The organism is Candidatus Nitrosocosmicus sp. R (assembly GCF_054408505.1).
This window is the reverse complement of record NZ_CP167090.1, coordinates 1,714,305-1,737,757: the sequence shown is the minus strand read 5'-3', so window position 1 is coordinate 1,737,757 and position 23,453 is coordinate 1,714,305. Positions and strand designations below refer to the sequence as shown.

25 protein-coding genes and 1 tRNA gene are annotated in these 23,453 nt (G+C 35.5%); 16 read left to right on the top strand and 10 right to left on the bottom strand.

Annotated features, from left to right (window positions below):
• Nucleotides 1-22 precede the first annotated feature (22 nt).
• Nucleotides 23-187, bottom strand: a complete 165-nt coding sequence (locus AAGU22_RS08955; protein WP_134482808.1) for a TFIIB-type zinc ribbon-containing protein — start codon at nucleotides 185-187, stop codon at nucleotides 23-25.
• A gap of 130 nt (nucleotides 188-317) precedes the next feature.
• On the bottom strand, nucleotides 318-521 hold the full coding sequence (locus tag AAGU22_RS08950; protein WP_458718776.1) for a hypothetical protein: 204 nt from the start codon (nucleotides 519-521) through the stop codon (nucleotides 318-320).
• Nucleotides 522-611: 90 nt separating this feature from the next.
• On the opposite strand from AAGU22_RS08950, the gene AAGU22_RS08945 reads away from it, so the two are divergent.
• Complete coding sequence (locus tag AAGU22_RS08945) at nucleotides 612-1,475, top strand: NAD(P)H-hydrate dehydratase (protein ID WP_458718775.1); 864 nt, start codon at nucleotides 612-614, stop codon at nucleotides 1,473-1,475.
• A gap of 29 nt (nucleotides 1,476-1,504) precedes the next feature.
• Here AAGU22_RS08945 and AAGU22_RS08940 read toward each other — a convergent pair whose 3' ends face one another.
• Nucleotides 1,505-2,299, bottom strand: coding sequence for a TrmB family transcriptional regulator (locus AAGU22_RS08940; RefSeq protein ID WP_458718774.1), 795 nt, complete (start codon nucleotides 2,297-2,299; stop codon nucleotides 1,505-1,507).
• Between the two features lie 192 nt (nucleotides 2,300-2,491).
• On the opposite strand from AAGU22_RS08940, the gene AAGU22_RS08935 reads away from it, so the two are divergent.
• Entirely contained in the window at nucleotides 2,492-3,793 is a 1,302-nt protein-coding gene (locus tag AAGU22_RS08935) for an AAA family ATPase (protein ID WP_458718773.1), read from the top strand.
• Here the strand turns inward: AAGU22_RS08935 and ppa are convergent.
• The gene (gene ppa, locus AAGU22_RS08930; protein ID WP_458718772.1) at nucleotides 3,788-4,321 is read right to left on the bottom strand and encodes an inorganic diphosphatase; all 534 of its coding nucleotides are present in this window, start codon (nucleotides 4,319-4,321) and stop codon (nucleotides 3,788-3,790) included. The genes AAGU22_RS08935 and ppa overlap by 6 nt on opposite strands.
• Before the next feature lie 274 nt (nucleotides 4,322-4,595).
• Here ppa and AAGU22_RS08925 point away from each other — a divergent pair, with 274 nt between their 5' ends.
• From AAGU22_RS08925 to rpsJ, 5 genes are all read left to right on the top strand, one after another.
• The gene (locus AAGU22_RS08925) at nucleotides 4,596-7,844 is read left to right on the top strand and encodes a class I tRNA ligase family protein (protein ID WP_458718771.1); all 3,249 of its coding nucleotides are present in this window, start codon (nucleotides 4,596-4,598) and stop codon (nucleotides 7,842-7,844) included.
• A 506-nt stretch (nucleotides 7,845-8,350) separates the two neighbouring features.
• Nucleotides 8,351-8,632: a hypothetical protein gene (locus AAGU22_RS08920; protein WP_458718770.1), complete on the top strand. Its 282-nt coding sequence runs from the start codon at nucleotides 8,351-8,353 to the stop codon at nucleotides 8,630-8,632.
• Nucleotides 8,633-8,785: 153 nt separating this feature from the next.
• Nucleotides 8,786-9,130, top strand: a complete 345-nt coding sequence (locus tag AAGU22_RS08915) for a phosphomannose isomerase type II C-terminal cupin domain (RefSeq protein ID WP_458718769.1) — start codon at nucleotides 8,786-8,788, stop codon at nucleotides 9,128-9,130.
• A 292-nt stretch (nucleotides 9,131-9,422) separates the two neighbouring features.
• Nucleotides 9,423-10,736, top strand: coding sequence for a translation elongation factor EF-1 subunit alpha (gene tuf / locus AAGU22_RS08910; RefSeq protein ID WP_458718768.1), 1,314 nt, complete (start codon nucleotides 9,423-9,425; stop codon nucleotides 10,734-10,736).
• A 10-nt stretch (nucleotides 10,737-10,746) separates the two neighbouring features.
• Nucleotides 10,747-11,058 (top strand): 30S ribosomal protein S10, encoded by a 312-nt coding sequence (rpsJ, locus tag AAGU22_RS08905; protein WP_148686504.1) that lies wholly within the window; start codon nucleotides 10,747-10,749, stop codon nucleotides 11,056-11,058.
• A 10-nt stretch (nucleotides 11,059-11,068) separates the two neighbouring features.
• On the opposite strand, the gene AAGU22_RS08900 is transcribed toward rpsJ, so the two are convergent.
• Together AAGU22_RS08900 and AAGU22_RS08895 are read right to left on the bottom strand one after the other, a co-directional pair.
• Nucleotides 11,069-12,034: a DHH family phosphoesterase gene (locus AAGU22_RS08900; protein WP_458718767.1), complete on the bottom strand. Its 966-nt coding sequence runs from the start codon at nucleotides 12,032-12,034 to the stop codon at nucleotides 11,069-11,071.
• 60 nt (nucleotides 12,035-12,094) lie between these two features.
• The gene (locus AAGU22_RS08895) at nucleotides 12,095-12,508 is read right to left on the bottom strand and encodes a hypothetical protein (RefSeq protein WP_458718766.1); all 414 of its coding nucleotides are present in this window, start codon (nucleotides 12,506-12,508) and stop codon (nucleotides 12,095-12,097) included.
• 146 nt (nucleotides 12,509-12,654) lie between these two features.
• Here AAGU22_RS08895 and AAGU22_RS08890 point away from each other — a divergent pair, with 146 nt between their 5' ends.
• The 7 genes from AAGU22_RS08890 (at nucleotide 12,655) to AAGU22_RS08860 (ending at nucleotide 17,250) form a co-directional block, all read left to right on the top strand.
• Complete coding sequence (locus AAGU22_RS08890) at nucleotides 12,655-12,915, top strand: hypothetical protein (protein WP_196816258.1); 261 nt, start codon at nucleotides 12,655-12,657, stop codon at nucleotides 12,913-12,915.
• 203 nt (nucleotides 12,916-13,118) lie between these two features.
• Nucleotides 13,119-13,193 (top strand) — tRNA-Gly (locus AAGU22_RS08885).
• Nucleotides 13,194-13,281: 88 nt separating this feature from the next.
• Nucleotides 13,282-13,842 carry a CBS domain-containing protein gene (locus tag AAGU22_RS08880; RefSeq protein WP_458718765.1) on the top strand — a complete coding sequence of 187 codons (561 nt, stop codon included), beginning with the start codon at nucleotides 13,282-13,284 and terminating at the stop codon, nucleotides 13,840-13,842.
• A gap of 224 nt (nucleotides 13,843-14,066) precedes the next feature.
• Nucleotides 14,067-14,705 (top strand): DedA family protein, encoded by a 639-nt coding sequence (locus tag AAGU22_RS08875; RefSeq protein WP_458718764.1) that lies wholly within the window; start codon nucleotides 14,067-14,069, stop codon nucleotides 14,703-14,705.
• Nucleotides 14,706-14,891: 186 nt separating this feature from the next.
• Nucleotides 14,892-15,713, top strand: coding sequence for a sulfide-dependent adenosine diphosphate thiazole synthase (locus AAGU22_RS08870; protein WP_458721765.1), 822 nt, complete (start codon nucleotides 14,892-14,894; stop codon nucleotides 15,711-15,713).
• 109 nt (nucleotides 15,714-15,822) lie between these two features.
• Nucleotides 15,823-16,677: a bifunctional 5,10-methylenetetrahydrofolate dehydrogenase/5,10-methenyltetrahydrofolate cyclohydrolase gene (locus AAGU22_RS08865; protein ID WP_458718763.1), complete on the top strand. Its 855-nt coding sequence runs from the start codon at nucleotides 15,823-15,825 to the stop codon at nucleotides 16,675-16,677.
• A 3-nt stretch (nucleotides 16,678-16,680) separates the two neighbouring features.
• Nucleotides 16,681-17,250 (top strand): 5-formyltetrahydrofolate cyclo-ligase, encoded by a 570-nt coding sequence (locus tag AAGU22_RS08860; RefSeq protein ID WP_458718762.1) that lies wholly within the window; start codon nucleotides 16,681-16,683, stop codon nucleotides 17,248-17,250.
• 5 nt (nucleotides 17,251-17,255) lie between these two features.
• On the opposite strand, the gene AAGU22_RS08855 is transcribed toward AAGU22_RS08860, so the two are convergent.
• From AAGU22_RS08855 to AAGU22_RS08840, 4 genes are all read right to left on the bottom strand, one after another.
• The gene (locus tag AAGU22_RS08855) at nucleotides 17,256-17,459 is read right to left on the bottom strand and encodes a phosphoribosylglycinamide synthetase C domain-containing protein (protein WP_458718761.1); all 204 of its coding nucleotides are present in this window, start codon (nucleotides 17,457-17,459) and stop codon (nucleotides 17,256-17,258) included.
• A 10-nt stretch (nucleotides 17,460-17,469) separates the two neighbouring features.
• Complete coding sequence (gene purD, locus AAGU22_RS08850; protein WP_458718760.1) at nucleotides 17,470-18,594, bottom strand: phosphoribosylamine--glycine ligase; 1,125 nt, start codon at nucleotides 18,592-18,594, stop codon at nucleotides 17,470-17,472.
• Between the two features lie 682 nt (nucleotides 18,595-19,276).
• Nucleotides 19,277-19,633, bottom strand: a complete 357-nt coding sequence (gene metG / locus AAGU22_RS08845) for a methionine--tRNA ligase subunit beta (RefSeq protein ID WP_458718759.1) — start codon at nucleotides 19,631-19,633, stop codon at nucleotides 19,277-19,279.
• 34 nt (nucleotides 19,634-19,667) lie between these two features.
• Nucleotides 19,668-20,945 carry a YdhT family protein gene (locus AAGU22_RS08840; protein ID WP_458718758.1) on the bottom strand — a complete coding sequence of 426 codons (1,278 nt, stop codon included), beginning with the start codon at nucleotides 20,943-20,945 and terminating at the stop codon, nucleotides 19,668-19,670.
• Nucleotides 20,946-21,038: 93 nt separating this feature from the next.
• Between AAGU22_RS08840 and AAGU22_RS08835 the strand changes: the two genes are divergently transcribed.
• Both AAGU22_RS08835 and carA read left to right on the top strand, forming a co-directional pair.
• Nucleotides 21,039-22,247: a glycosyltransferase family 2 protein gene (locus AAGU22_RS08835; protein WP_458718757.1), complete on the top strand. Its 1,209-nt coding sequence runs from the start codon at nucleotides 21,039-21,041 to the stop codon at nucleotides 22,245-22,247.
• Between the two features lie 44 nt (nucleotides 22,248-22,291).
• Nucleotides 22,292-23,446 (top strand): glutamine-hydrolyzing carbamoyl-phosphate synthase small subunit, encoded by a 1,155-nt coding sequence (gene carA / locus AAGU22_RS08830; RefSeq protein ID WP_458718756.1) that lies wholly within the window; start codon nucleotides 22,292-22,294, stop codon nucleotides 23,444-23,446.
• Nucleotides 23,447-23,453 lie beyond the last annotated feature (7 nt).

Here is a 23,453-nt window from a genome sequence, read left to right as displayed (position 1 = left end):
AATCAGGACATCTAATTTTCACTTAGATCGCTTTTAGTTGTTTTATTATCGGTTGTCTTACTTTTCTAAATACCCTGAACCCGCAAATACATTTTATTTCTGGTAAGTATGACAACTCTTCTGCTGTTACGTTAGTGCCACACGACATACATTCATAGGTTACCGCACCCATAACTTCGTTACTCATACATAATATCTATTCGAACAGCTATATAATTATTATCCAATCAATATACATCAATTAAAATAACAACCTGTCTTTTCTCATTAATTTAACAAAAATTGCGGTCAATTTTGCTGAGGATATTTGAGTTTAATTACTCTGCAAATCCAGTACATGCACAATAGCCAAATTCGTCAATCCGTTTATTGCACCGAGGACATTTTTCAAAGTAGTTGACCTCCCACATATGCTTGCCGTACAATTGATAATGTGTATCGATTTCTATGGGAACAGTGAATTTCTGATCTGTGTTCTCTGTTTGGGTATCTTTAATTGAACCCTTTTCCTTTTTATTCAATAGTCCAATTATTATAGAAGGTAATCCTATATTTCTATTTAATTGTCATTAAAACTAGTTATTATGAGGATTCTCTAATATTTATCGAACATGAAAGACTACTCTTTAGTTGACGATAACCTTATTAGAAAAATTGTCAAACCCCGAAATATCCTTTCAAGAAAAGGTGAAAACGGGATATCTCTGGTGGTTGGGGGAAGCAGAATCTATCATGGGGCACCTTTGTTATCCTCTCTAGCAGCCTTAAGAAGTGGGACTGACTTGGTCTATACCGCTATTCCAAAGATCAACTTAATTTCTTCCCGAATCTTTTCTCCAGATCTGATAATCTTGCCATTTCCAGATGATAAATTAACTACTGGGTCTGTTAGAAGACTGTTAAACACCCTACCGAAAAGAATTGATGCAGCGGCGATTGGAATGGGATTGAATGTATCAAAATCACAACCATTGATTTTACTTGTACAAAAGCTATTAGAGGGCGATTCTAATCTAGTAATAGATGCTGGGGCTCTGCTTCCAGATATACTGCCTAGTATATGCAAGAATGAAACTATAGTTACCCCTCATGCTGGAGAATTCAAAAGACTATTTGGTGATAGCCCTACTGGTAAGTTATCTGAGCAGGTCGAATTGGTGTATCGAAAAGCAAAAGAATTTGGCTTGATAATTGTTTTAAAGGGATATCAGAATATAATATCTGACGGGGAGAGCACTTTTGTTATCGAAAGAACAACCCCATCAATGACCGTTGGAGGGACAGGGGATATACTTTCCGGCCTCATTACTGGATTCAGAACCAAATATGGATCAGTAGATTCCTGTTTGCTTGGTTTATTTTTTAACGGGAAAGCAGGATTAAGGCTATCAAAAAAGATCGGCTTTCATATGCTCGCTTCTGACCTTTTGACTGAATTACCATACATCATGAAGGAATATGATATTATTGGGTGATTATCTAATTTATCCAGTTAAATGACCAATTACAAATTAATAGGTTCTATATTTTTGCTTTTCAAAGATTCTGTTTCCATCTTCACCCATGTGTCGTTAAATTGACTAGCTAAGGTGGGAACAAAAATCTCATGAGAATCAAAATATGCTGATTTTGTACCGTCATTATTGATTATTATCATACTATTATTATCAAAGATAAACATATTTGTACTAATTTTAGCACTTTTTTTTTCAATCGCGTTAGGCAAAATTATTGAATCAGCTGGGCACATAAAGTCAAATAGGATTCTTACTTTCACTCCTCTATATATGGCCTTCAATATTTCTTCTTTTGAGGCGTTTAAAATCACATTACCCCAATGATTTAGGGAGATGTCAATTGATTCATTTGTATTTTTTAGCAATTCAATAATCTTACTGTCTGTGGAAAATTGATTTAAGACGAGGTATCTTTTCTCCTCAATTCCCTTATTTTTCAAACCCTTTTCATTAATATGTTGAAGTATTTCTATTATTTTTTTTAAACTTTTGATCCTGTTCTCGTATTTACTTAATATGTTGTCAAAAGAATCCTTAGGAGAAAGAGCTCTAAACATTAATGGTTTTTGGTAATTTATAAAAACCAAGTTCTTTTTTTCCAGCTTTTTTAGAATAAAGTAGATTTTTGTTCTAGGCAAATTTGAGTGAAATGCTATTTCAGTTGCTGATATCATCCCCTTTCCAAGCAGACTATAATAAGCTGATGCCTCATATTTTGACAATCCCAACTCTTCTAGACCACCAAGAATTTCGTTATTTACATTTCCATCAGTTGACATCATGATTAGTATCGTATCACAAGGGATAGTAAGAACATGTGTCAAAATATTTATATTAATAATTAAAAAAAAGACAACTACAATTCCCTTTTGATTTACACAAAAAAGGTTTATTTTTTTTTATTCTTTTGATTAAAACTATTTACTTCATATCCTATCAAACAAATAGGAAATATAACTTGAGAACATAATACTATGACACTTGCACCACAGGAATTAGAGAATACTGCAAGCAAATATGCCGCCGAAGCGATCAAACTCGATTCTCAAGGATCACATTCATCAGCAATAAACTCCTACCAGAGGGCTAGTGAAGCATTAATAAAGTTAGTCCAAATTTATCCGGAATATAAATTAAATAGAGTTTATCTAGAGAGGGCGGGTGCTTATCAGAACAGAATAAAATCTATACAAATGGCAAACGGCATATTAGAGGATGATAGGCAGTCTTCCGTTGAACCTGAATCTAAGAGAACTGGTATGATTGATAATCAATTACCAAAAATTAACTCAAGAAATAATCACGTTATTCCTCCTAATAAAACAAATTTGCACAACGATATTCATCATGGACGGCAGAACTCACAATCTCCAGATTCAAACAAGATACAAGAGTTGAGTTCAGAGTTAGAAAACCTGATACTAAAGGAAAAGCCTTTGGTGAGTTGGAAAGAGGTAGTGGGCCTTGAAGATGCCAAAAGAGCTATTCGTGAATCTATTGTATACCCAACTAGACGTGCTGATTTATTCCCGCTGGGTTGGCCGAGAGGAATCCTGCTTTTTGGACCTCCTGGTTGCGGAAAAACCTTACTTGCCGCCGCTGCAGCCGCCGAGATACACGGGTATTTCATAAATATTGATGCAGCCTCTATGATGAGCAAATGGTTAGGAGAAGCAGAGAAAAATATTTCAAAACTATTTACTTTTGCGAGGGCTTTGCACCAGAAAGAAAAAATCCCAATATTGTTATTTATCGATGAAATAGATTCCCTATTAGGGACCAGGAATGGAGAGGTTGGAGGAGAAGTCAGAGTAAAGAATCAATTTTTGACCGAAATGGATGGAATTAATGGAAAATCTAAAGAATCATTCCTTTATGTAATAGGTGCAACCAATAAACCTTGGAGTCTTGAATCTGGATTTTTGAGGAGGTTTCAAAAGAGGATCTATGTAACCCTTCCTGATATGGCTTCCAGACGCAACCTTTTCAAACAGTATGTTTCAAAATTAACTAAAGACCCATTACTAAAAATAGACGAATTGGCGAGACTTTCGGAAGCTTATAGTGCTAGTGATATCAAAGACATTTGTCAGTCTGCACAACTAAGGGTTGTGAATGAACTTTTTGAAAAAGGTGAACCATTAGTTGAAGATGATCTACCTAGAGAATTGAATTTGGCAGATTTCAAAGAAATGTTTAAAGTAAGAAAGCCTAGCGTGAGTTCAGATATGATAAGAGCTTATATGCGTTGGAGTGAACAATTTAAAGCCCTATGATTCCTTCTTAAACCTCTCCATCCCCTCATTAATTATCCGCTCTGCTACCTTGCTATTCTCCCAACCTGTGACTTTTACAAACTTGCCTTTTTCTAATTCCTTATAGTGTTCAAAAAAGTGCTTTATTTTATCTAAAGTTCGACCATCCAATTGATTTATTTCATTGAACCTAGAGTAATCAAAATCAATTTTTTCATGTGGTACGGCTATAATTTTAGAGTCCTTCCCCTCTTCGTCTTCCATAATTAAGACACCAATTGGCTTTGACTTGATCACTGAAAGTGGAGAAAATTGATCGTTACTCAGTATCAGGATATCTATTGGGTCCCCGTCTTCTTCCTTAGTTTGAGGAACAAATCCATAATTAAATGGATATACCATGGAGGTGTGAAGTTTTCTGTCTACAAATAGAATCCCAGTCTCTTCATCCAATTCATACTTAATATTACTATTTTTAGGAATTTCAACTACTACATAAATATCACTGGGTGGATTCTTTCCTGCTCCGATTTGATTAAACTTATTCATAACAATTGATTTTTACAATTTTAATATAATTCTATTTGTGGGAGGTATCCATATACATCTGCTCCTATACGAGAGAAACTTTTCTACAATTTTCTATAATTCCTGAGTTTCAGTAGGATATACAAAGGTCATGCACACAGGGTATTTGAGTTTAATCACAACATTAAACCACCTCATTAACTGCTGCTGATTTCGAATTATATTTTTGTAACTTGAAACAGACTTCAAGTTCCAAAAATTTAAGAATGGATGGACATTTGATTTTCAATATAATATGAAATTGGGGGATAAATTTGAGCTAAAGACGTTTGAAAATCATGTTAGAGCATATTATGATGATCCCACAATAAAAAGGACCATTAGGGAATATCTTGGAGATACTAAAAATTTTAGAACGACAATAGGCTACGTCGAGGGGCCACCTACTATGAATGGGGAGCCACACCTGGGGCATATTAGAGGTAGAATAATTAAAGATCTATGGTTCAGAAAATCTACAATAGAAAAAAAGAAGATGGAGTTTCAACCGGGATGGGATTCTCAAGGTTTACCGGTCGAACTTCAAGCAGAAAAGATTCTAGGTTTAACCGGTAATAAATCTGATAATCTTCGAAAAGTTGGAATCAATAAGATTGTCGAAACTTGTAAAAAATTAATTCTTGAATATAACAAAAAATGGGTACAAGTGGATAATTTGATCGGAATGTCATTTGATTATGATAAGGGTTATTGGACTTATACTGATCAATATATTGAAAGAGAATGGAAATACATTGGCAAGGCATTCGAGGAGGGGATATTGAAGGAATGGTTTAGAGTTGTAGCATATTGTCCTTCTTGTCAGACATCGTTAAGTAATGCTGAAATCAATCAAAGTTATGAGCAGGTAGAAGATCCTTCATTCTATTATAAGGTAAAACTAAAAGGATCAGAAACTTTCCTAGTCGTATGGACTACAATGCCTTTTACTCTAGTTACCGACGAATTGGTGGGTGTAAACCCTGAGGCTCGATATCTAACCTTAAAGGTCGATTTTAAAGGCAATAATGAAAAATGGATTGTTTCCGAAAATAGAGTTAAGGAATTGATGGCCGACCTTAAGATTGAAAAGTATGATGTGGTTGATACTTTTTTGGGCATAAAATTAGAAGGCCAGTATTACATTCATCCAATCATAGAAAACATACCCGGTTTGAATGATCTCGCATCCCAAGGAAAAATCCATTTTGTGGTCGCAGAAAATTTTGTGGATGTTACTAATGGTAGCGGAATAGTCCACTTATCACCGGCAAATGGAGAAGAGGATTTTGAAATTGCAACTAGACGAAAAATACCAATCTTTGTACCCATTGATGATAAGGTATTCTTTACCAAAGATGCTGGCAAATATAAAAATCAATTCGTCAGAGATGTGGATCCAATTGTCGTTAATGATATGCAATTGACAAATTCAGTAGTAAAGATCAGCAAACTGACTCATAAATATCCTACATGTTGGCGTTCTCATCACAAAATAGTTTGGTTGGCAAGGAAGGAGTATTTCTACATGATTGATATTTTAGGAGACCAGCCCATTGCCGCTGCCTCAAAAGTAAATTATTTTTACGAGCAACCAAAAAATAGGTTTCTCGAGATCATTAGGGAAAAGGTTCCTTGGTGCATATCGAGGGAACGGGTATGGGGTACACCGCTTCCAATTTGGAAATGTACTAAATGTTCTTTTAAGGAAGGGTTATTTTCCAGAAAATCAATTGTTGCGAGAGCCTCATATTTGCCGGATGGAGAAAACTTTGAATTGCACAGGCCCTGGATAGATGAAGTTTTAATTAATTGTCCCAAATGTCAAAATAAAATGAAAAGAGAATTATTTGTTTTGGATACATGGCATAACAGCGGAAGTGCCCCGTACTCATCACTTTCTGATGCAGAATACGTTACACTGATTCCAGCTGAATTTTTGACAGAGGGGATTGACCAAACACGAGGTTGGGCATACACTTTGTTGATGTTAAATGTTATCTTCAAAAAAAGCCCTCAAGCTCCATTTCAATCATTCTTGTTCACAGGTCATGTTTTGGATGATAAAGGAAATAAGATGAGCAAGAGTTTGGGAAATGTCGTTGATGCAAAATCCCTCTTAATTGACAATCCTGTGGACCTGGTGAGATTATACTTTATTTGGAAATCTTCTCCAATAGAGCCTTTGAATTTTGACATTAAAGAAATGTCCTCTAGACCTCATCAGGTTTTAAGCACACTTTTTTTCTTGCATATCTATTATCAACAAAATGCTGTCTATGATCGATTCAAATTCGAAGATTGGTACTCAAAGTCGGGCTGGAAGGCTAACGACCTTTCCCTGAGGAGTCAGGATATTTGGATCTTAACAAAGCTAAAAGGCCTAATCGACGAATCCTCTCAACTGTTAAGGAACTGCAGATTTCATGAAGCTTCTCATGCGATTGAAGACTTTATAATAAATTCATTGAGTCAAACCTATGTCCCTCTGATAAGATATGATCTTTGGAGCGATGATCTGGATAACCAGAATAGACGATTTACAGTATATAGGATTCTATCTCGCTGTCTATTGACTATTGATATAATACTTCATCCCATATGTCCATTTTTTACCGAATACCTTTACCAATCATGTTTTAAGCAGTTTGATTCAATTCTGATGGAAAATCTCCCTGAGGGTGAAGAATTAGCCCTGATAGCTAATAAAGAAGTTGAAACGGCATTTGATACGATCAAGGGGATATCATCATTATCATTTTCATTAAGAAACCGACACAAGTTGAAAAGGAGGTGGCCACTGGAATCCGCATTGATTTACGTTGATGAGATTGAATTTCTAAATGTGGGAGGGATAAAAGAATTGTTAAAAGAACAGATGAACATTGAAAATATTGAGGTTAAAGAGATTAAAGCAAATACTATTGTTGAAAAAATAGCAAGTTTAATGAACTTTAAAGCTCCAATAATACCATCAATTACCATAAATAGAAAAAGTGTTGCCAAGATCGTTAAAGGTGATATCGGCTTATTAATTGACAAATTTGAAAGTGAAGATAAGATTCAGATCCTCAAACAGCTCCAAGTGGAGGGGTTTTATCATTTCGATTATTTGCCAAGTAAATCTATAGATTTGACTATTACCGACATGGATTTTGCGTTTGTCCCAACTAGAGGTTATGTGGTAGGAGAAAAAGAAAACGTGATTCTCCTGTTAAATACTTCTAGAAACGAGGAATTAATAATAAAAGGTTTAGTTAAGGATTTGGCTCGAAACATTCAGCAACTTCGAAAAGAATTAGGATATTCTCCTACCCAAATATTGGATACAGCGTATATTTCCAATTTTTCTTCTGATGAAATTACGAAATTACAAGATTTCGAAATAGACCTGCAGAATTTGGTACGTGTAAACAAAATAGAATTTTCAGAGAAAACCGATGAAGATAAAGGATCTAAAAAGATTGAATTGGACGGGAGAGAAATTTCAATTTACATACTTTAGTTTCATTGTAGCGAAACTTACTATAACAAACTCTTGCACTATTGTTAGAATATGAAGTTAAATAATGTGCATCACTTCTTTTCAAAATAGAAATTATTCTATCTTATCGTATTCTAATATATTAAACATTTTTTTAGCAAAGTGTGAACAAAATAAATTATCAAAGAATTTTGTACTATACGATTTCTGAAGTATCTAGGAGCAATCAAAATAGCCAAAGCAGTACTTTTCGAGAGCAAACCATCTCCTAGAGGTTATCGAGTGGGCGGCGGCGGTAATCTTGATTCATTGATTTTTATATTTGTAACGCAAGTTTTTTTTGTACTAATTGAAAAATAATTGGCAATGATGTGTAAAGATTATTAGTTAAAAGTCAAATGTAATGATCTTTAATGTAGATAAATTCTTTTAATGAACGAGATTGCTTGAAAAAAGTGCGGAGACTACAAGTAAGTAAACAAATGTCCTTTGAAGATTGCCTAATTGACAATTTCAAAGAGAAGTTGATGGACCTTTCTCAGACCGTTGCTGAAACAGGCAAGCCCGTAATACTTTACACTACACTACTTGATGAGGTAAGTGATTATGGGGAACAAGAACTTGCAATCGTAAATGAAGATTTCGTCGTGATTCAAGTTATAACATTTGGAGGCTATGTTCCGATTGCAATCCAGCACCAGCGAGTATTTACGTTCGATGAATTCTCTACTTGGATCTATAAGAGAAGTAATAATCTATTTGTCCAATGTTTTGGGACACTTGATGATTCTTTGATTTCAATCCGCTAGTCCTATTATTGTTATTAGAAGATTCTGATTCATTGCCATCTATAAGTTGTTAATGCGAACATAATTTCAATGGGAATTATCTACGAATTTCAAAGCCCAAAAAAAAGCGCTGTTTATTTTTAAATAACACGATATCAATTACTATCTAGAAACATGATAGAGGTTTATGAGGAGAATCGACCCTGGGGGAAATTTGAAAAATTTGTTGAAAATGAAAAATGCACTGTAAAGTTATTACATTTGAATCCGCATTCTCAAACCAGCTTGCAGTATCATCATAAAAGAGAAGAATGGTGGAAAGTTCTGAAGGGCTCTATTTCTGTGGAACTCGATGGTGATAAAAGTATACTAAATGAAAACGACGTAATTTTTATAAGCAGGGGTTCAAAGCACAGGGTTAAAAATTTGCAATACTCGTCTACGATTTTGGAAATCTCAATGGGCGAATTTGATGAATCCGACATAGTACGGTTAGAGGATGCTTATAACAGAAAATAAAGCCACCCTATAAATAATCACTAACTTTTAGTCATATTAGTTTTGAGCGATATTGGCTTCCTGAACTCATAAAAGTATGTTATTAAGATGATCAAGAACCATACTAAATCGGCATGTTGGTTATTAATCGGATGATTAATGCAGCATCATGGATCCCGGGATAAAACCTGACGGTTTTTATTGTTTTAGCTGTTCACTGATCTGTTCTATAATCATACAAATATGATTTCAAAACGTTATTAAAAATAAGATAGCGAAATACAAATAAACCCCTGAATGATTTTTATCTTTTATGAGCGCAAGTAAAAAACCACATATGAATTTGGTGGTTACAGGACATGTCGATAATGGTAAATCAACTACTGTTGGTCATTTAATGGTCGATTTAGGTGTTATAGATCAAAGAACTATTGATTCTTTTGCAAAGGAGTCAGAAGCAACTGGGAAGGGTGATACCTTCAAGTATGCTTGGGTATTGGACAGCATAAAAGATGAGCGAGAAAGGGGCATCACCATTGATTTGGCATTTCAAAAATTTGAAACCCCTAAATTCTTCTATACGCTAATAGATGCACCAGGACATAGAGATTTTATCAAAAATATGATTACTGGAGCTTCTGAAGCTGATGCATCAATTCTAGTTGTTTCAGTAAAACCAGGAGAAACTGAGGCAGCCACTGAACCAGGTGGTCAAGCAAGAGAACATGCCTTCTTATCTAGGACACTAGGTGTAGGTCAAATCGTAGTTGCCCTAAATAAGATGGATGATGTTAATTATGCAGAAGCCCGATTTAATGAAGTAAAAGAAATTGTTGAGAAAATGTTAAAAATGGTGGGTTATAACACATCAAAAGTAAGCTTCATTCCTGTTTCTGCCTGGAAAGGTGACAATCTTGTAAAAAAATCTGAAAATATGGCCTGGTACAAGGGATCAACACTAGCAGAGGCATTAGATTCTTTTACTCCTCCTGAAAAACCTATCAATAAACCATTGCGTATTCCAGTTCAAGATGTATATACTATAACTGGTGTCGGTACAGTACCTGTTGGACGAGTCGAGACAGGTAAAATGAAAACAAACGAGAAGGTTATTGTAATGCCATCAGGCGTGCCTGGTGAGATAAAGTCTATAGAAACTCATCATACACAGATGGATTATGCCGAAGCTGGAGATAATATTGGATTTAATCTCAGAGGTGTGGACAAAAAGGCCATACATAGAGGTGACATAATTGGGAATATTGATAGCCCACCCAGTGTAGCTAAAGAGTTTGAAGCACAAATTATTGTAATTCATCACCCTACGGCTATGGCACCCGGATATACTCCTGTATTACATGCCCACACAGCTCAGGTTGCAGCTACAATATCAGAATTTGTAGCCAAGATTGATCCTAAAACAGGTGGAATTGTAGAAGAAAAACCAAAGTTTTTGAAAACAGGTGATGCTGCAATAGTAAAAATTAGGCCCGTAAGACCGTTAGCAATAGAGACTTTTAAAGAATTCCCTGAAATTGGGAGGTTTGCGTTAAGAGACATGGGAACAACTATCGCAGCAGGAATCGTAAAAAACATTACTGAAAAACACGATCCAAACAAGAAATAAGTGACGATAGATGCCTCAAGAAGCTAGAATCAAACTCACAAGCACAAACTTATTGACATTGGAAAATGTCTGTACCGAAATCAAGGATATTGGAGAAAAAAACGGAATACGTCTTAAGGGACCCCACCCACTACCGACAAAAAAGATGCGGGTCGTTACACGCAAGTCTCCATGTGGACAAGGGACTAATACATGGGATAAATATGAATTAAGGGTTCATAGACGTGTAATTGACCTGGGGGCTGATGACAGATCGATCAGGCAATTAATGCGTCTCAAAATCCCAGAAGATGTTTATATTGAGGTATCTTTAACTCAATAATTCTTTTATTCTATTTTCTTTTTTTTAACCATGTTTCAGTAGCATTTTCAAGCTCTTTTAAAACTTCATCAATTTGACCGGGATCAGATTTCATCTTACCACCTGCCGCGTATTCGTGGCCTCCACCTTCAATGAGTTCATCTGCAATCTTGTGGCATTCGATTATGGGATTGTTTCTTCGAATACTAACTTTAGCCTCTTTATTAAAGAAGAATGCCACGTCCGCTTTAGTTTTTTGGAATATTTCTTCTGAAAACAAGCTAGTTTGTATATAAGAAGAAACCGGGACAACTGCCAAATTGAGTCCACCTGATAACTTTTGAATTCTAACCATTTTTAGAGAACTTGATTTTGCTTCGTTCCGAAGGTTGACATATGTATTATAATCTGCCTGCATCTCAGTATCCCACAATATCCCGTCAGAAATTCTCTTAGCCAGTACAGTAAGCTTTGAATAGAAATTTGAAAGAGTCCTATAATAAACTATCAACTCGGGTAAGGGAGGAATATCTTGATCTTTTAGAAGATAATCTGAGGTGTGGGCTATGCTTGCCAATTGCTTCGCTCTATCATTCCCATAGAGAAGGTGTTCGTACATCAATTCCGAAGCGCACTTGTTTCCTCCTCTGTCAAGTACCAATTGAAGGGCTTTATTCTTGTCAAATAGGTTCAATGCGCACTCTGACCAAGGATGATGATCGATCCAAAGAACCGACCATGAATTTGACATAAGAAAACTAAATGTGTCCGAAATAGGGGAGATCGATTCATCGTTAAGGCCTAAATCAGTGAAAATGACTAAACCCTTTCCCTGGCTTGAGACTACTTCTTTATAAATTAAATCTGAAATCCGCAAAAAGTTATCCTTGCCATAAGAGGAAAAAACTAATTTGGACTGTGGGTATCTCATCAATGCTATTGACGCAGAAAATACCCCGTCAACATCAGATTCATGAGTAACTATTATCGAGTTCAATCTGTTGCCAATTTGTAAAATTGTTGAATCATATCTTTGGGAAGTGCAAAAAAAGATCTATTATCTCAAATCCCATAATGTCTCCTCCGTTCTATAACTTTCAGGATCTATTCTAAACCCTTTTGAAACTTCATATGGGGTTTCAACAAGTTTAAGGTGATACTCCTTTTTCATTCTTTTAAATTGCTTCTCAAGCCACAACACGAACTGTTGTTCTAAAATGTTTCCCTCTTCTTTAAGCATCTTTGGATGTACTTGAGATAATGTTGTTATAAACTCCATTTCAAAATATAAATTAAAAAAATCCCAACCCATGGTCTTTCCAACGGAAGAGCATTCAAATTTTGATTGATAATGACAGGCCCACTCTAATTCACCCACTAATTCTAAAATGGATTCTCTTTCTTTTCTGAAGTTGAGACATGATCCCGAAATTAGTACCATTGGCGGTTTTTCAGCATATTTTTTATGCATATCAGTACAAGACCTATTTACTATTTAAAATTTAAAGGATTCCAAAAGATTTAGATCTAGTTTAAGATCAAGAGGTGGTTATATACCTTATCATTTGAAAGTTGATACACTAATATTAGTTAATTTTTGACTTTATTTGGGGGAAATTGGAAGTACCTATTTCTGAATATGTGACCTACTTTAATTATGAGGGAGAAAATGCCGATTTCTTGGTGAGGGAAATAAAGAAAGGAGTTTTTAAAGTTCTAATTCGAGAATATAATGACAATCATGAGTCTGAATTCATAGAAAAGGAATTTTTTGTAAAGAAAGATACCCTTGATGCACTTTTTGAAGAGTACAATGTTATGAAAAAACCTACTGGTACAGAAAAAATATTAGAACCTACACACGAGATTGAACTATAGCAATAGTACGTTTTCCAATTCCAAACCAATCAATGTAGTATATTTGATTTTGAACCAATTAATTGCGATTCACAAGACTGATCTTGCGATTTGTGATTTTATATATGCTCCTGAACTTATTAATTCATGTTTGTCGGGCCAGGATGACAATATGAGCCACCATATAATTAATATAACCTAGATTTTTATAAAAAGTCACGAATGCGACGGTCGTCCAGTTTGGTCTAGGACATCAGATTGCCAATCTGGTAACCCGGGTTCAAATCCCGGCCGTCGCATTGATTACAAACAGTAGCTTATTAGAAGTTCTAAATCCTTTAGTAGTTTATAGAATTATTAATCGATGAGAGCAATATACTATTCAGCATGCTACCTAGACTTGATTATATCAAACAAGCCAGACTAAAATTAGGAGTTACCCAGAAGAAATTAGCGATTTTATGCGGGATCAGTACGTCTATGGTTAATCAAATCGAGTCAGGTAGATGTAAACCTAGTTATGATACTGCCAAGAGAATATTTGAAATTTTGCTCTCGATGGAGAGTAATGCGTCTATCAAAGCTGGTGATATATGTAATAAAGATCTCATAACTATTCAAAGCGAGGAATCATTGAGTACAGCGATTTTAAAAATGCGTGATCACAGCATCAGTCAAATGCCCGTCTTCAATGGAACGAAAGTGGTTGGCATATTAACCGAGGATGATCTGGCCAAAATAATGATAGAAAATAGTGATAAAGACATACACTTGGTAAAAATTGGCTCAGTTATGGAACCACCACCCCCCCTTGTAGATGAATCTACCCCTGCAAAAGCACTAGTTTCATTAGTAAGATTTGCTAAATGTGTATTAGTTAGTGAGAAAGGTAATGTAATAGGAATAATCACATTAACTGATACACTAAAGATTGTAGAACTAACTTAATCCTACTCTACAACTTTTCAAGACCCACACAGCAATCAGCACACTTTAGACAATCGTTGCAAATACTTACTTGTGATTCCTTGGGAAGGATGATCGCACAAAGAGCACATTTCTTATCGCTCAACAAATATAGATAGTGTAATTACTTTATTAATCTTATTTTCAAATTTTCAAACATACCAAAAATTAATTAATTTAGGCGTTGTACTCTCTTTTGAGTCAAGGTGGATATCATTAATATTATTACATCTCTTGTTTCCTCTTATGGATATCTAGGAATATTCATAGCCGCATTTGCCGAAACTATCTTTCCACCTATTCCGAGTGAGTTGATATTCCCTCTTGCAGGATTCGTAGGATTCAACTCTAATTTTACTTATATTGAGACATTCTTTATGGCTGCATCGGGATCAGTTGGCGCGACCATTGGAGCCATTGTCATTTATTTAATCTCTCTCAAAATAGGCAGAATTGCCATAATCAAAATTGGAAAGTATGCTTTTGTAAGTGAGAAAAAGATAGAATCTGCAGAAAAATGGTTTGAAAAATATGGTGTTTATGCCGTATTCCTAGGAAGAATGGTTCCAGGTGTCAGAGAATTAATTAGTGTCCCAGCTGGCATAGCCCGAATGCCTTTCGCAAAATTCGTAACTTTTACTTTTTTAGGATCTCTTATATGGAGCCTAATTTTGGTTTTTTCAGGTTACTTTCTGGGAAATTCCTGGGATAGCTTATCAGAAACACTTTCAAAGTACTTTCCAATCATCTCTGTTATTACATTGTTATCAATAGGTATAGTCATTTATTTTTATGTGCTATATGACAAAAAGAGGAATAAGATAACAAACTTGGATCCGGATTAACTCTTTTTTACTCGCAAGAATTACTTGAATCTTATCAAGGGAAAATAAATCGCCGTTCTCACAGTCGGGCCGGGCTAACTTTACCCACATAAGGAGTTTTTGTGGGATCAATCTTTGAGTAGCGGATTTACTGGGGATATTCAGTATTCGAAAAATGTATTAATATTACGACAAAGAACTTGTCATATGGAGAAGAAAATATTTGCTGATGTGAGTGAAAAGGAGATCACTCGTTCCATAGCTTCTATGTTTTTTGAAACTATTCAAGAATACAGCGATTCTGATGTTATAATCTTGGGTGCAGGACCTGCAGGGCTATCAGCTGGAAGAGAAATAGCAAAAAGCGGAGCTAGAACATTGATAATCGAACAGAATAACTATCTTGGGGGCGGCTATTGGGTTGGTGGATATATGATGAACCCAGTCACAGTGAGAGCCCCAGCCCAAAAAGTTTGGGATGAATTAGGAGTTCCATATAGGAAAATCAATGATAATTTATATGCCGCTTGGGGTCCAGATGCCTGCTCAAAGTTAATATCAGCAGCGTGCGATTCTGGAGTTAGATTTTTACAATTAACCAAATTTGATGATCTTGTTTTGAAAAATAAAAAGGTATGTGGGGTGGTCATAAACTGGATGCCAGTATCCGCACTGCCTAGAAATATTACTTGTGTTGACCCGGTGGCCTTTGAAAGTAAGATAGTAATAGACGCTACCGGTCACGATTCTGTGGCAGTCAAACGATTAATGCAAAGAGGTTTGGTTGATTGGAAAGGTATGAATCCAATGTGGGTAGAAGGTGGTGAAGACGGAGTTGTGCATTCAACAGGGGAGGTCTTTCCTGGATTAATTGCAGCCGGAATGTCTGTGACTGAAACATACGGGTTACCGCGAATGGGCCCTACATTTGGTTCGATGCTTTTATCAGGTCGAAAAGCAGGAGAACTAGCTGTAGCAAAATTGAAAAATGTAACTGACTCGCCCAAAATAAAGGTCAAACTCAAGTAAGCAAATACTATGTTTACTTTATTATTTTGAATCTCAATTTTTAATCTTGTACTGATTTATCTATATAATAAGACTAAAATTATATCAATTTCATATTTAGATGGATATATTGACGGCTAAGATAATAGATGGATTAGCGGTTTCAAATCACATAAAAAATAATCTTAAAAATGAAATTTCTGGGCTAGTAACTAAAGGTCTGATACCCTGTCTGGCTACAATCCTTGTTGGATCCGATCCGCCATCATTGGTTTATGTTAACAACAAACAAAAAGCTGCCAACTCAATAGGGATCCGAACTTTCGATTATCGATTTGATGGTGATATCTCACAGACGGAATTGATTAGATTAATTGAAAAGCTTAACCTTGATTCTACTGTTCACGGAATATTGATACAATTGCCATTACCGGATCATATGGATCAATATCAGGTAATTAACATGGTGGATCCCAAGAAAGATGTTGATGGATTAACATTTGTCAATTCAGGTTTGTTACTTAACAATAAAACGAATCTAATACCATGTACCCCCCTTGGAGTAATGGAACTATTCCGGTTTTATGAAATTCAATTGGATGGGGCAAATGCATTGATTATTAACCGGAGTAATTTGGTGGGGAAGCCTCTGGCATCATTGTTATTGAGGAAAAATTCAACCGTTACTATTTCTCACTCTCACACCAAAAATCTTGACCTTTTCTCCCAAAATGCAGACATAATTATTACCGCTGTGGGGAATAGGGAATCTTTTGTATTAACACATGATATGATAAAATACGGTGCAACAATAATTGATGTCGGAACAAATAGAATAGATGGCAAACTTTGTGGAGATGTGGATTTTGAAAAGGTAAAAGAAAAGGCCGGCTACATTACTCCGGTTCCTGGGGGAGTTGGCCCAATGACCATTTGCATGCTTCTGCGTAATACTGTCATGGCTTCAAAGGCGTACGCAAAGTAAAAGATGGTACCTTCTAAAGAAATCTTAAGAAAGAAATTCCTCCTGGTACGAAAAAACTTGTCATCTTTTGATTGTTTTATAAAAAGTATGTCTGCTCAACAAAGATTCCTTGGTTCAAGATTCTTTTCAGAAAGCAAAGTTATTGGCCTGTATTATCCTATCTTAAATGAAGTCCAAACCTTCCAAATAATATCTCAAGCTATTTTAAATTCAAAGACAGTATGTCTGCCTACAATCGTAAATGATCAAATTATTTTTTTTAAATACGAACCAACGAAAAGGCTTCGGATTGGCAAATATGGCATAATGGAACCTGAGGCAACCAGTGAAAATATGAATCATTTTCTCGATATTGTTATAACGCCAGGTGTTGTGTTTGACATAACAGGTAACAGAATTGGATATGGTAAAGGCTATTATGACAAATTCTTTAATTCTAACGCTCATCAAAACATAACTTTAGTGGGTCTCGGATATGATTTCCAATTAATATTAGAAAAAATAACTTGTAATGCTCAAGATGTCAAAATGAATATACTAATTTCAGACGAGAGGATGATACTTTTAGGTTAAGTCATCTATTCGACTTCTAAACCTTTTCTTCCAATATCAGTTCTATAATGCTGTTGATTATCTCCCCAAGATATTTCTCGCACTTTTTCATATGATTTCTCCATTGCCTCATTAATTGACTTACCCAATGACGTTATGCCCAATACTCGCCCTCCGGAGGTGACAAGTTCATTGGCTTGGTTTAGTTTTGTTCCAGAATGAAATATCATAATTTCGGGGTCAGATGATTCTGTTCAAACCTCCTATTGGATATCCGGTTTCGTACTTGTCAGGTGGTTTGCTCACCCCTTTTATTGAGTATCCGGTTTCGTACTTGTCAGGATATCCCTTGGATGTCATTACGACACAAGTAGAAAACATATCCTTCCACACAAGAGGTTGCATTGAATCTAATGATTTATTTTCTGCTGCTTTTATGTATTCAAACAAGTCAGATTGCATTCTCATCATTAGAGGTTGACACTCGGGGTCTCCCATCCTTGCGTTAAATTCCAAAACAAAGGGTCTGCCGGTGTTTTTTTCAATCATTATCCCCGCATAAAGAAAACCACGGAATGGATTTCCCTCCGCTTGCATTCCATCAATAACAGGCTTGAACACCTTATCTGAAATATAACTTAAGTCGTTTTCGCTTATTTCAGGAACAGGTGAGTAACTACCCATACCTCCCGTATTTGGGCCTCGATCGTCGTCAAAAACTCTCTTATGATCTCTGCAGGTATCCATAATCATGAAAGATTCCCCGTCACAGATGGCCATAAGGGAAACTTCTTCTCCTATGATTTTCTTCTCCACAATGATTTTTTCGGATGCCGGACCAAATATTTTCTTGTTCAACAACTGATCGATTGCATCCAAGGCTTCCGTTTTGTTGTCACTCACAAAAACTCCTTTACCTGCTGCCAGTCCATCAGCTTTTATAACAGCGCCAAAATTGATTCTCTCGATGTAATCTACAGCTTTTTCAGCATCAGTAAATACTTTGAATTCGCTAGTTGGAATAGAATGCTTACTCATGAACTGCTTTGAAAATTCTTTACTGGTTTCAAGTCTGGCGGCGCTTTTTGTGGGGCCAAAAATGGGTAAATCGTAAGAATTAAACGTGTCGACTATGCCCAAAGCTAATGGTATTTCTGGACCAACAACCGTAAATAATTCATTTTCTTTTGCATATTTTGCTAATTTGTTTATTTCAGTAGGTAATATCTGAATATTCTGAGGAGTCCCACCATTGCCATTTGCATATATTACTTTTTTTACATTTTTATTTTGAGAAATCTTCCAACCCAAAGCATGTTCTCTACCACCTGAGCCTACGATTAGTACATTCTCGTACTCATGCATGATCGATAGAATTCTTATCTAATATATATTTGAAATTAAGATATCATTGCTTACGATTTAGAAATAATATGAAGAATGATTCTTTTAACTAATTGATAATAATGTTCGTCTTCATAAATGGAGATTGTATAATTTGATTTTTCAATGTAATTAACTACGTCAGATAGGTGATAGCATTTTCTCCTATTGTAGTTATAATAAAACCCCTTACAGGAGCAAAATGTTAGTGCATGGTCCAGATAGTAACTTGAATTGTTTTTTCTGCTTTGTATTTCCCACATGAAATTTCCAGAGGGTAAAAACAAGTGTTTTGTGAGCAGTATTCTTTCGGTTGGTAATGATTTATCAGAAGAATCATCGATGTTAATGAGATGATTATCCACCAATCATTAATTATTTCTACGGATTATAATCTTATAGCAAACTGAATTCATGTTGGAGACAATTTTTTGATATTTGTTCAGTTAATTGAATATAATGGTGATCTACTGGGCTTTGACATGACTAACTCATAATACTTTCTAGGGATTCATGGATCAATTCGACTATGTGAATACAGATACAAAACGGGGATTAAGAATAGAAATACACTTAGCATCTGGGAAACTGAATTTACTATCTTGGAAATAGCAAATTAGTGGAAAATATTTATTTCGAGTCAAAAAATCCAATATCGATTGTGTTATGTAATTTGAGTGCCAGGAATTGTATCCTCAACGACTGTTAATAGAATTGGTTTCCCATTTTCACTTGAAGCAGCCAGTATCATGCCATCTGAAACCTGATCTCCAAACTTTCTGGGTTCAAGATTGGTGCAAACTATGACATTTTTGTTTACTATATCTTCTGGCTGGTAGTGCTTGGCCAATCCAGACATAATCTCCCTTTCCTCACCACCCAAATCGACGGTTAATCTCAATATTTTCTTATATCCTGGCAAATTTTCAGCACTTAGAATTTTACCAACCTTAAGCTCAACTTTGCTGAATTCCTCAAATGTTATCTTATTTTCAGTTTCTTTATTCTCCGTTTCGCTCATGTTGTATCAACGAGTCAAAAAAATATATAGAATATTATTTAATTCCAAAAAGTTCCTTAAATGGGTTAATTAGGGGATCTAAGAAGAAGGGTGGAGCGGTTTGATTTTCAGAGATCGGGGTAGAATTAGGCTGAACCTGATTTCCATTTGATGTGTTATCTTGTTGATTTACATTTGCACCTGTTGTATCAATGGTTTCATTTGCACCTGTTGTATCAATGGTTTCATTTGCACCTGTTGTATCAATGGTTTCATTTGCACCTGTTGTATCAATGGTTTCATTTGCACCTGTTGTATCAATGGTTTCATTTGCACCTGTTGTATCAATGGTTTCATTTGCACCTGTTGTATCAATGGTTTCATTTGCACCTGTTGTATCAATGGTTTCATTTGCACCTGTTGTATCAATGGTTTCATTTGCACCTGTTGTATCAATGGTTTCATTTGCACCTGTTGTATCAATGGTTTCATTTGCACCTGTTGTATCAATGGTTTCATTTGCACCTGTTGTATCAATGGTTTCATTTGCACCTGTTGTATCAATGGTTTCATTTGCACCTGTTGTATCAATGGTTTCATTTGCACCTGTTGTATCAATGGTTTCATTTGCACCTGTTGTATCAATGGTTTCATCAACAGGGGCACTTTGAGACATATTACTGCCGTCAATAGACATTGTTACATTATTGAGTGGAACTGTATTTGCTAACTCACTTTGATTAGATGAACTACTACCGGGAGTGGTAGTACCATTATTATCTTGAATTGTCATTGACTTGTTTTCATATGCGGTTTCCAATGGGATCTGAGCGTCCGGTGTAATTACTGTCGCATTTTCAGGGACTACTAATTGACTATCCTCCGTAGCGTTTGATGAGACCAGTTGGGTTTCATTAGCGGCCAATAAATCTTGATTAACTGAGTCTTGAGAATCTACAGCCAAATTACCTGGCAAATCTGGGGTCATTATCAATGAAATATTTGATGTGACATCTGGCAAAAGCTCTGATGAATCAGCTGGTGTTTGAGCTTCAGTCTCTGCCGGTGTTTGAGCTTCAGTCTCAGGTGTAACCGTAGGAGTAGCTGCTGTGTCATTAACATTTGTACTCAATTCCACCGGATTGGAACAATATTGCACAAACTCGCAAACGAGTATTGATTGTGCTGGACTTTGTGTTACTCCAGAAGCTGAGCCTGGTTCTGTTTGAGCAAATGAAATTGATGCACTGTAACTTTGGGATAGTAAGAATGTGGAAATTACAAGGAAAAATAAACTAAATGTATGTTTATCGATCTTAATTTTTCTAAACATTATCTAAGCTTATAAAAAGTTTTACTTAAAAATGTTTACTAATTACCCGATAGTATTGTGTTATATTTATATGTCAAATTGAAAGTTGATTCAATGGTGGAAATCTCCGTAATAATTAACTTATTCTTGGTCGTAATTATACTAGGCTCATCAGGAATATGGATTTATCTTTTTTCTGTGCTGAAAAGATCATTTGAATTATCCCCAAAGATCTATTCGGATGATACTTTAGATTTAGAGGGGGAATTAATCAGTGTGATTATACCTGCTAGAAACGAAGAAAAGTATATTAAAAAATGTATTCAAAGTCTTCTGGATCAAAACATTAAAAACTATGAGTTATTGCTTGTTGATGATAACTCAACCGATTCTACATTTGATTTGATGGAGAATTTTAGGATAGACCCAAGAGTAAGAATATTAAAAGCAGGTGAAAAGCCCTCAGGTTGGGTTGGAAAAAACTGGCCATGTTACGTCGGATATCAAAATTCAAAAGGTAAATATCTTATTTTTACCGACGCTGATACCATTCATTCAAAAAGAAGTATTAGGGATTCATTATGTACGCTGATTAAGGAAAAATTGGATGTTATGACCGCAGTTCCAAACTTGAAATACCCAAATTTGATTGTAAAAATGGTATTGCCCGTGCTATCAGTTTTTATGTTTTCTAGATACTCTCCTATTAGAGTAAATGATCCTAATGTCAGTATTGGATATCTGTTTGGGAGCTTTTTCATAATAACTCGAGAATGCTATGAAAGCGTTGGTACCCACGCCATTGTTAAATCAGAAATAGTTGAAGACGGAGCTTTAGGTAAAAAATTGAAGGAAGAAGGTTATAATTTAAAAATGTTCCGTGGTGAAGATTTATTAGAAGCCTACTGGGCACGTGATTTTAACACCCTATGGAATTCTTTGAAAAGATTGATCATTCCTTTATACTTTACTGACCGGTTAAACTCTATCCTAATGACCATCGGGATATTTTTCTTAATGCCTTTTCCATTCCTTGTTCTTATATATTGTTCAGTTGCATACTATGTGCACATCGCAGATCAAGATCTCTCTTATAATATTTTGATGTTATTTACAATTCTGAACATACTAAGCATATATGTGACAAATTTTTATCAATTGAAAAAAGCCAGTACTCATAAGGTAGTTTACTTTTTAGGCACCCCAATTGGCTGTTTTATAGTGTCTCTATCATTTGTTTGGTCTATATTGACCTCAGAAAAACATGCAAGGATAAAGTGGAGAGATAGGGAATATAATTATAGCAAGGGGATTAGTTGCTAAAAAATCATTTACAAAAATTTATAAATGATTTTAATTTTTGGTTTGTGAGGGACAAAAAAATTCCGACTCTTTTAAACAGAATTACAGATTATAAAGCAAGGTTAGTACTTGATGATGGCTCTTTTTTTGAAGGCAAAGGATTTGGCTTTCCAACAAGTGTATCTGGAGAAATAGTGTTCAATACTGGTATGGTCGGTTACACCGAAACACTTACCGACCCATCTTATAGAGGGCAAATATTATGTTTTACGTATCCTTCTATCGGTAATTATGGTGTTCCATCTCAGAAGGATTTAGACGATTATGGCTTACCAAAATATTTTGAATCTGAGAGAATTCAAACAAGAGGTCTGATAGTTAATAATTTATCAAATGTCTCAAGTCACTGGTCCTGTGAGAGAACGCTAGATCAATGGCTATTTGATGAGAAAATTCCAGGGATATGTGACGTGGATACTAGAGAGTTAACAAAAAAGATTAGATCTAATGGTGTCATGAATGCTAAAATTGTAATGGATAAGTCTGAAAACAAGAATGATGAAAGTTTTGATTACAATTCTTATAATTTTATGCCTGAGGTTTCAATTAGTAAGCCTACGTATTATGGAAAAGAGTCATATCCAAAAATCGTATTAATTGATACTGGTACTAAATATAGCATTATTCGAAATCTTTTAAGAATTGGTTTCCAGGTAATAAGGTTGCCTTGGGATTCTTCAATCGATCAGGTAATGGTGCATAAGCCGACCGGTGTGGTTTTGAGCAACGGCCCTGGGGATCCGATTGTTTGTAGGGAGACTATAGAAACCGCTTTTGAGCTAATTGAAAGATCTATCCCTACCCTAGGGATATGTTTAGGTAACCAAATTCTCGCTTTAGCTGGAGGCGCTAAAACACATAAGTTAAAATTTGGACACCGGGGTCAAAATAAAAGCTGTCTGGACTTGGTTTCCGATCATACGATAATAACAAGTCAAAACCATGGATATGGAATCGACTCAGACAGCCTGGACAAGACTGATTTTGAGATATGGTTCAAGAATACAGATGATCAGACGGTCGAAGGCATAAAACACACGGAGAAGCCAGTTATAGCTGTGCAGTTTCATCCTGAAGCCTCACCAGGCCCTGACGACTGCTTGTATGTCTTTGATAAGTTTAAGGATCTAGTAAAGACATACGGAATCGTGGCACCATAGAAAAGAT

Bases quoted from the DNA above. Each gene is read 5' to 3' on its own strand.
- AAGU22_RS08955 (WP_134482808.1), bottom strand. From the start codon at position 187: ATGAGTAACGAAGTTATGGGTGCGGTAACCTATGAATGTATGTCGTGT.
- AAGU22_RS08945 (WP_458718775.1), top strand. From the start codon at position 612: ATGAAAGACTACTCTTTAGTTGACGATAACCTTATTAGAAAAATTGTC.
- AAGU22_RS08940 (WP_458718774.1), bottom strand. From the start codon at position 2,299: ATGATGTCAACTGATGGAAATGTAAATAACGAAATTCTTGGTGGTCTA.
- AAGU22_RS08935 (WP_458718773.1), top strand. From the start codon at position 2,492: ATGACACTTGCACCACAGGAATTAGAGAATACTGCAAGCAAATATGCC.
- ppa (WP_458718772.1), bottom strand. From the start codon at position 4,321: ATGAATAAGTTTAATCAAATCGGAGCAGGAAAGAATCCACCCAGTGAT.
- AAGU22_RS08925 (WP_458718771.1), top strand. From the start codon at position 4,596: ATGAAATTGGGGGATAAATTTGAGCTAAAGACGTTTGAAAATCATGTT.
- AAGU22_RS08920 (WP_458718770.1), top strand. From the start codon at position 8,351: ATGGACCTTTCTCAGACCGTTGCTGAAACAGGCAAGCCCGTAATACTT.
- AAGU22_RS08915 (WP_458718769.1), top strand. From the start codon at position 8,786: ATGATAGAGGTTTATGAGGAGAATCGACCCTGGGGGAAATTTGAAAAA.
- tuf (WP_458718768.1), top strand. From the start codon at position 9,423: ATGAGCGCAAGTAAAAAACCACATATGAATTTGGTGGTTACAGGACAT.
- rpsJ (WP_148686504.1), top strand. From the start codon at position 10,747: ATGCCTCAAGAAGCTAGAATCAAACTCACAAGCACAAACTTATTGACA.
- AAGU22_RS08895 (WP_458718766.1), bottom strand. From the start codon at position 12,508: ATGCATAAAAAATATGCTGAAAAACCGCCAATGGTACTAATTTCGGGA.
- AAGU22_RS08880 (WP_458718765.1), top strand. From the start codon at position 13,282: ATGCTACCTAGACTTGATTATATCAAACAAGCCAGACTAAAATTAGGA.
- AAGU22_RS08870 (WP_458721765.1), top strand. From the start codon at position 14,892: ATGGAGAAGAAAATATTTGCTGATGTGAGTGAAAAGGAGATCACTCGT.
- AAGU22_RS08860 (WP_458718762.1), top strand. From the start codon at position 16,681: ATGGTACCTTCTAAAGAAATCTTAAGAAAGAAATTCCTCCTGGTACGA.
- AAGU22_RS08855 (WP_458718761.1), bottom strand. From the start codon at position 17,459: ATGATATTTCATTCTGGAACAAAACTAAACCAAGCCAATGAACTTGTC.
- purD (WP_458718760.1), bottom strand. From the start codon at position 18,594: ATGCATGAGTACGAGAATGTACTAATCGTAGGCTCAGGTGGTAGAGAA.
- metG (WP_458718759.1), bottom strand. From the start codon at position 19,633: ATGAGCGAAACGGAGAATAAAGAAACTGAAAATAAGATAACATTTGAG.
- AAGU22_RS08840 (WP_458718758.1), bottom strand. From the start codon at position 20,945: ATGTTTAGAAAAATTAAGATCGATAAACATACATTTAGTTTATTTTTC.
- AAGU22_RS08835 (WP_458718757.1), top strand. From the start codon at position 21,039: ATGGTGGAAATCTCCGTAATAATTAACTTATTCTTGGTCGTAATTATA.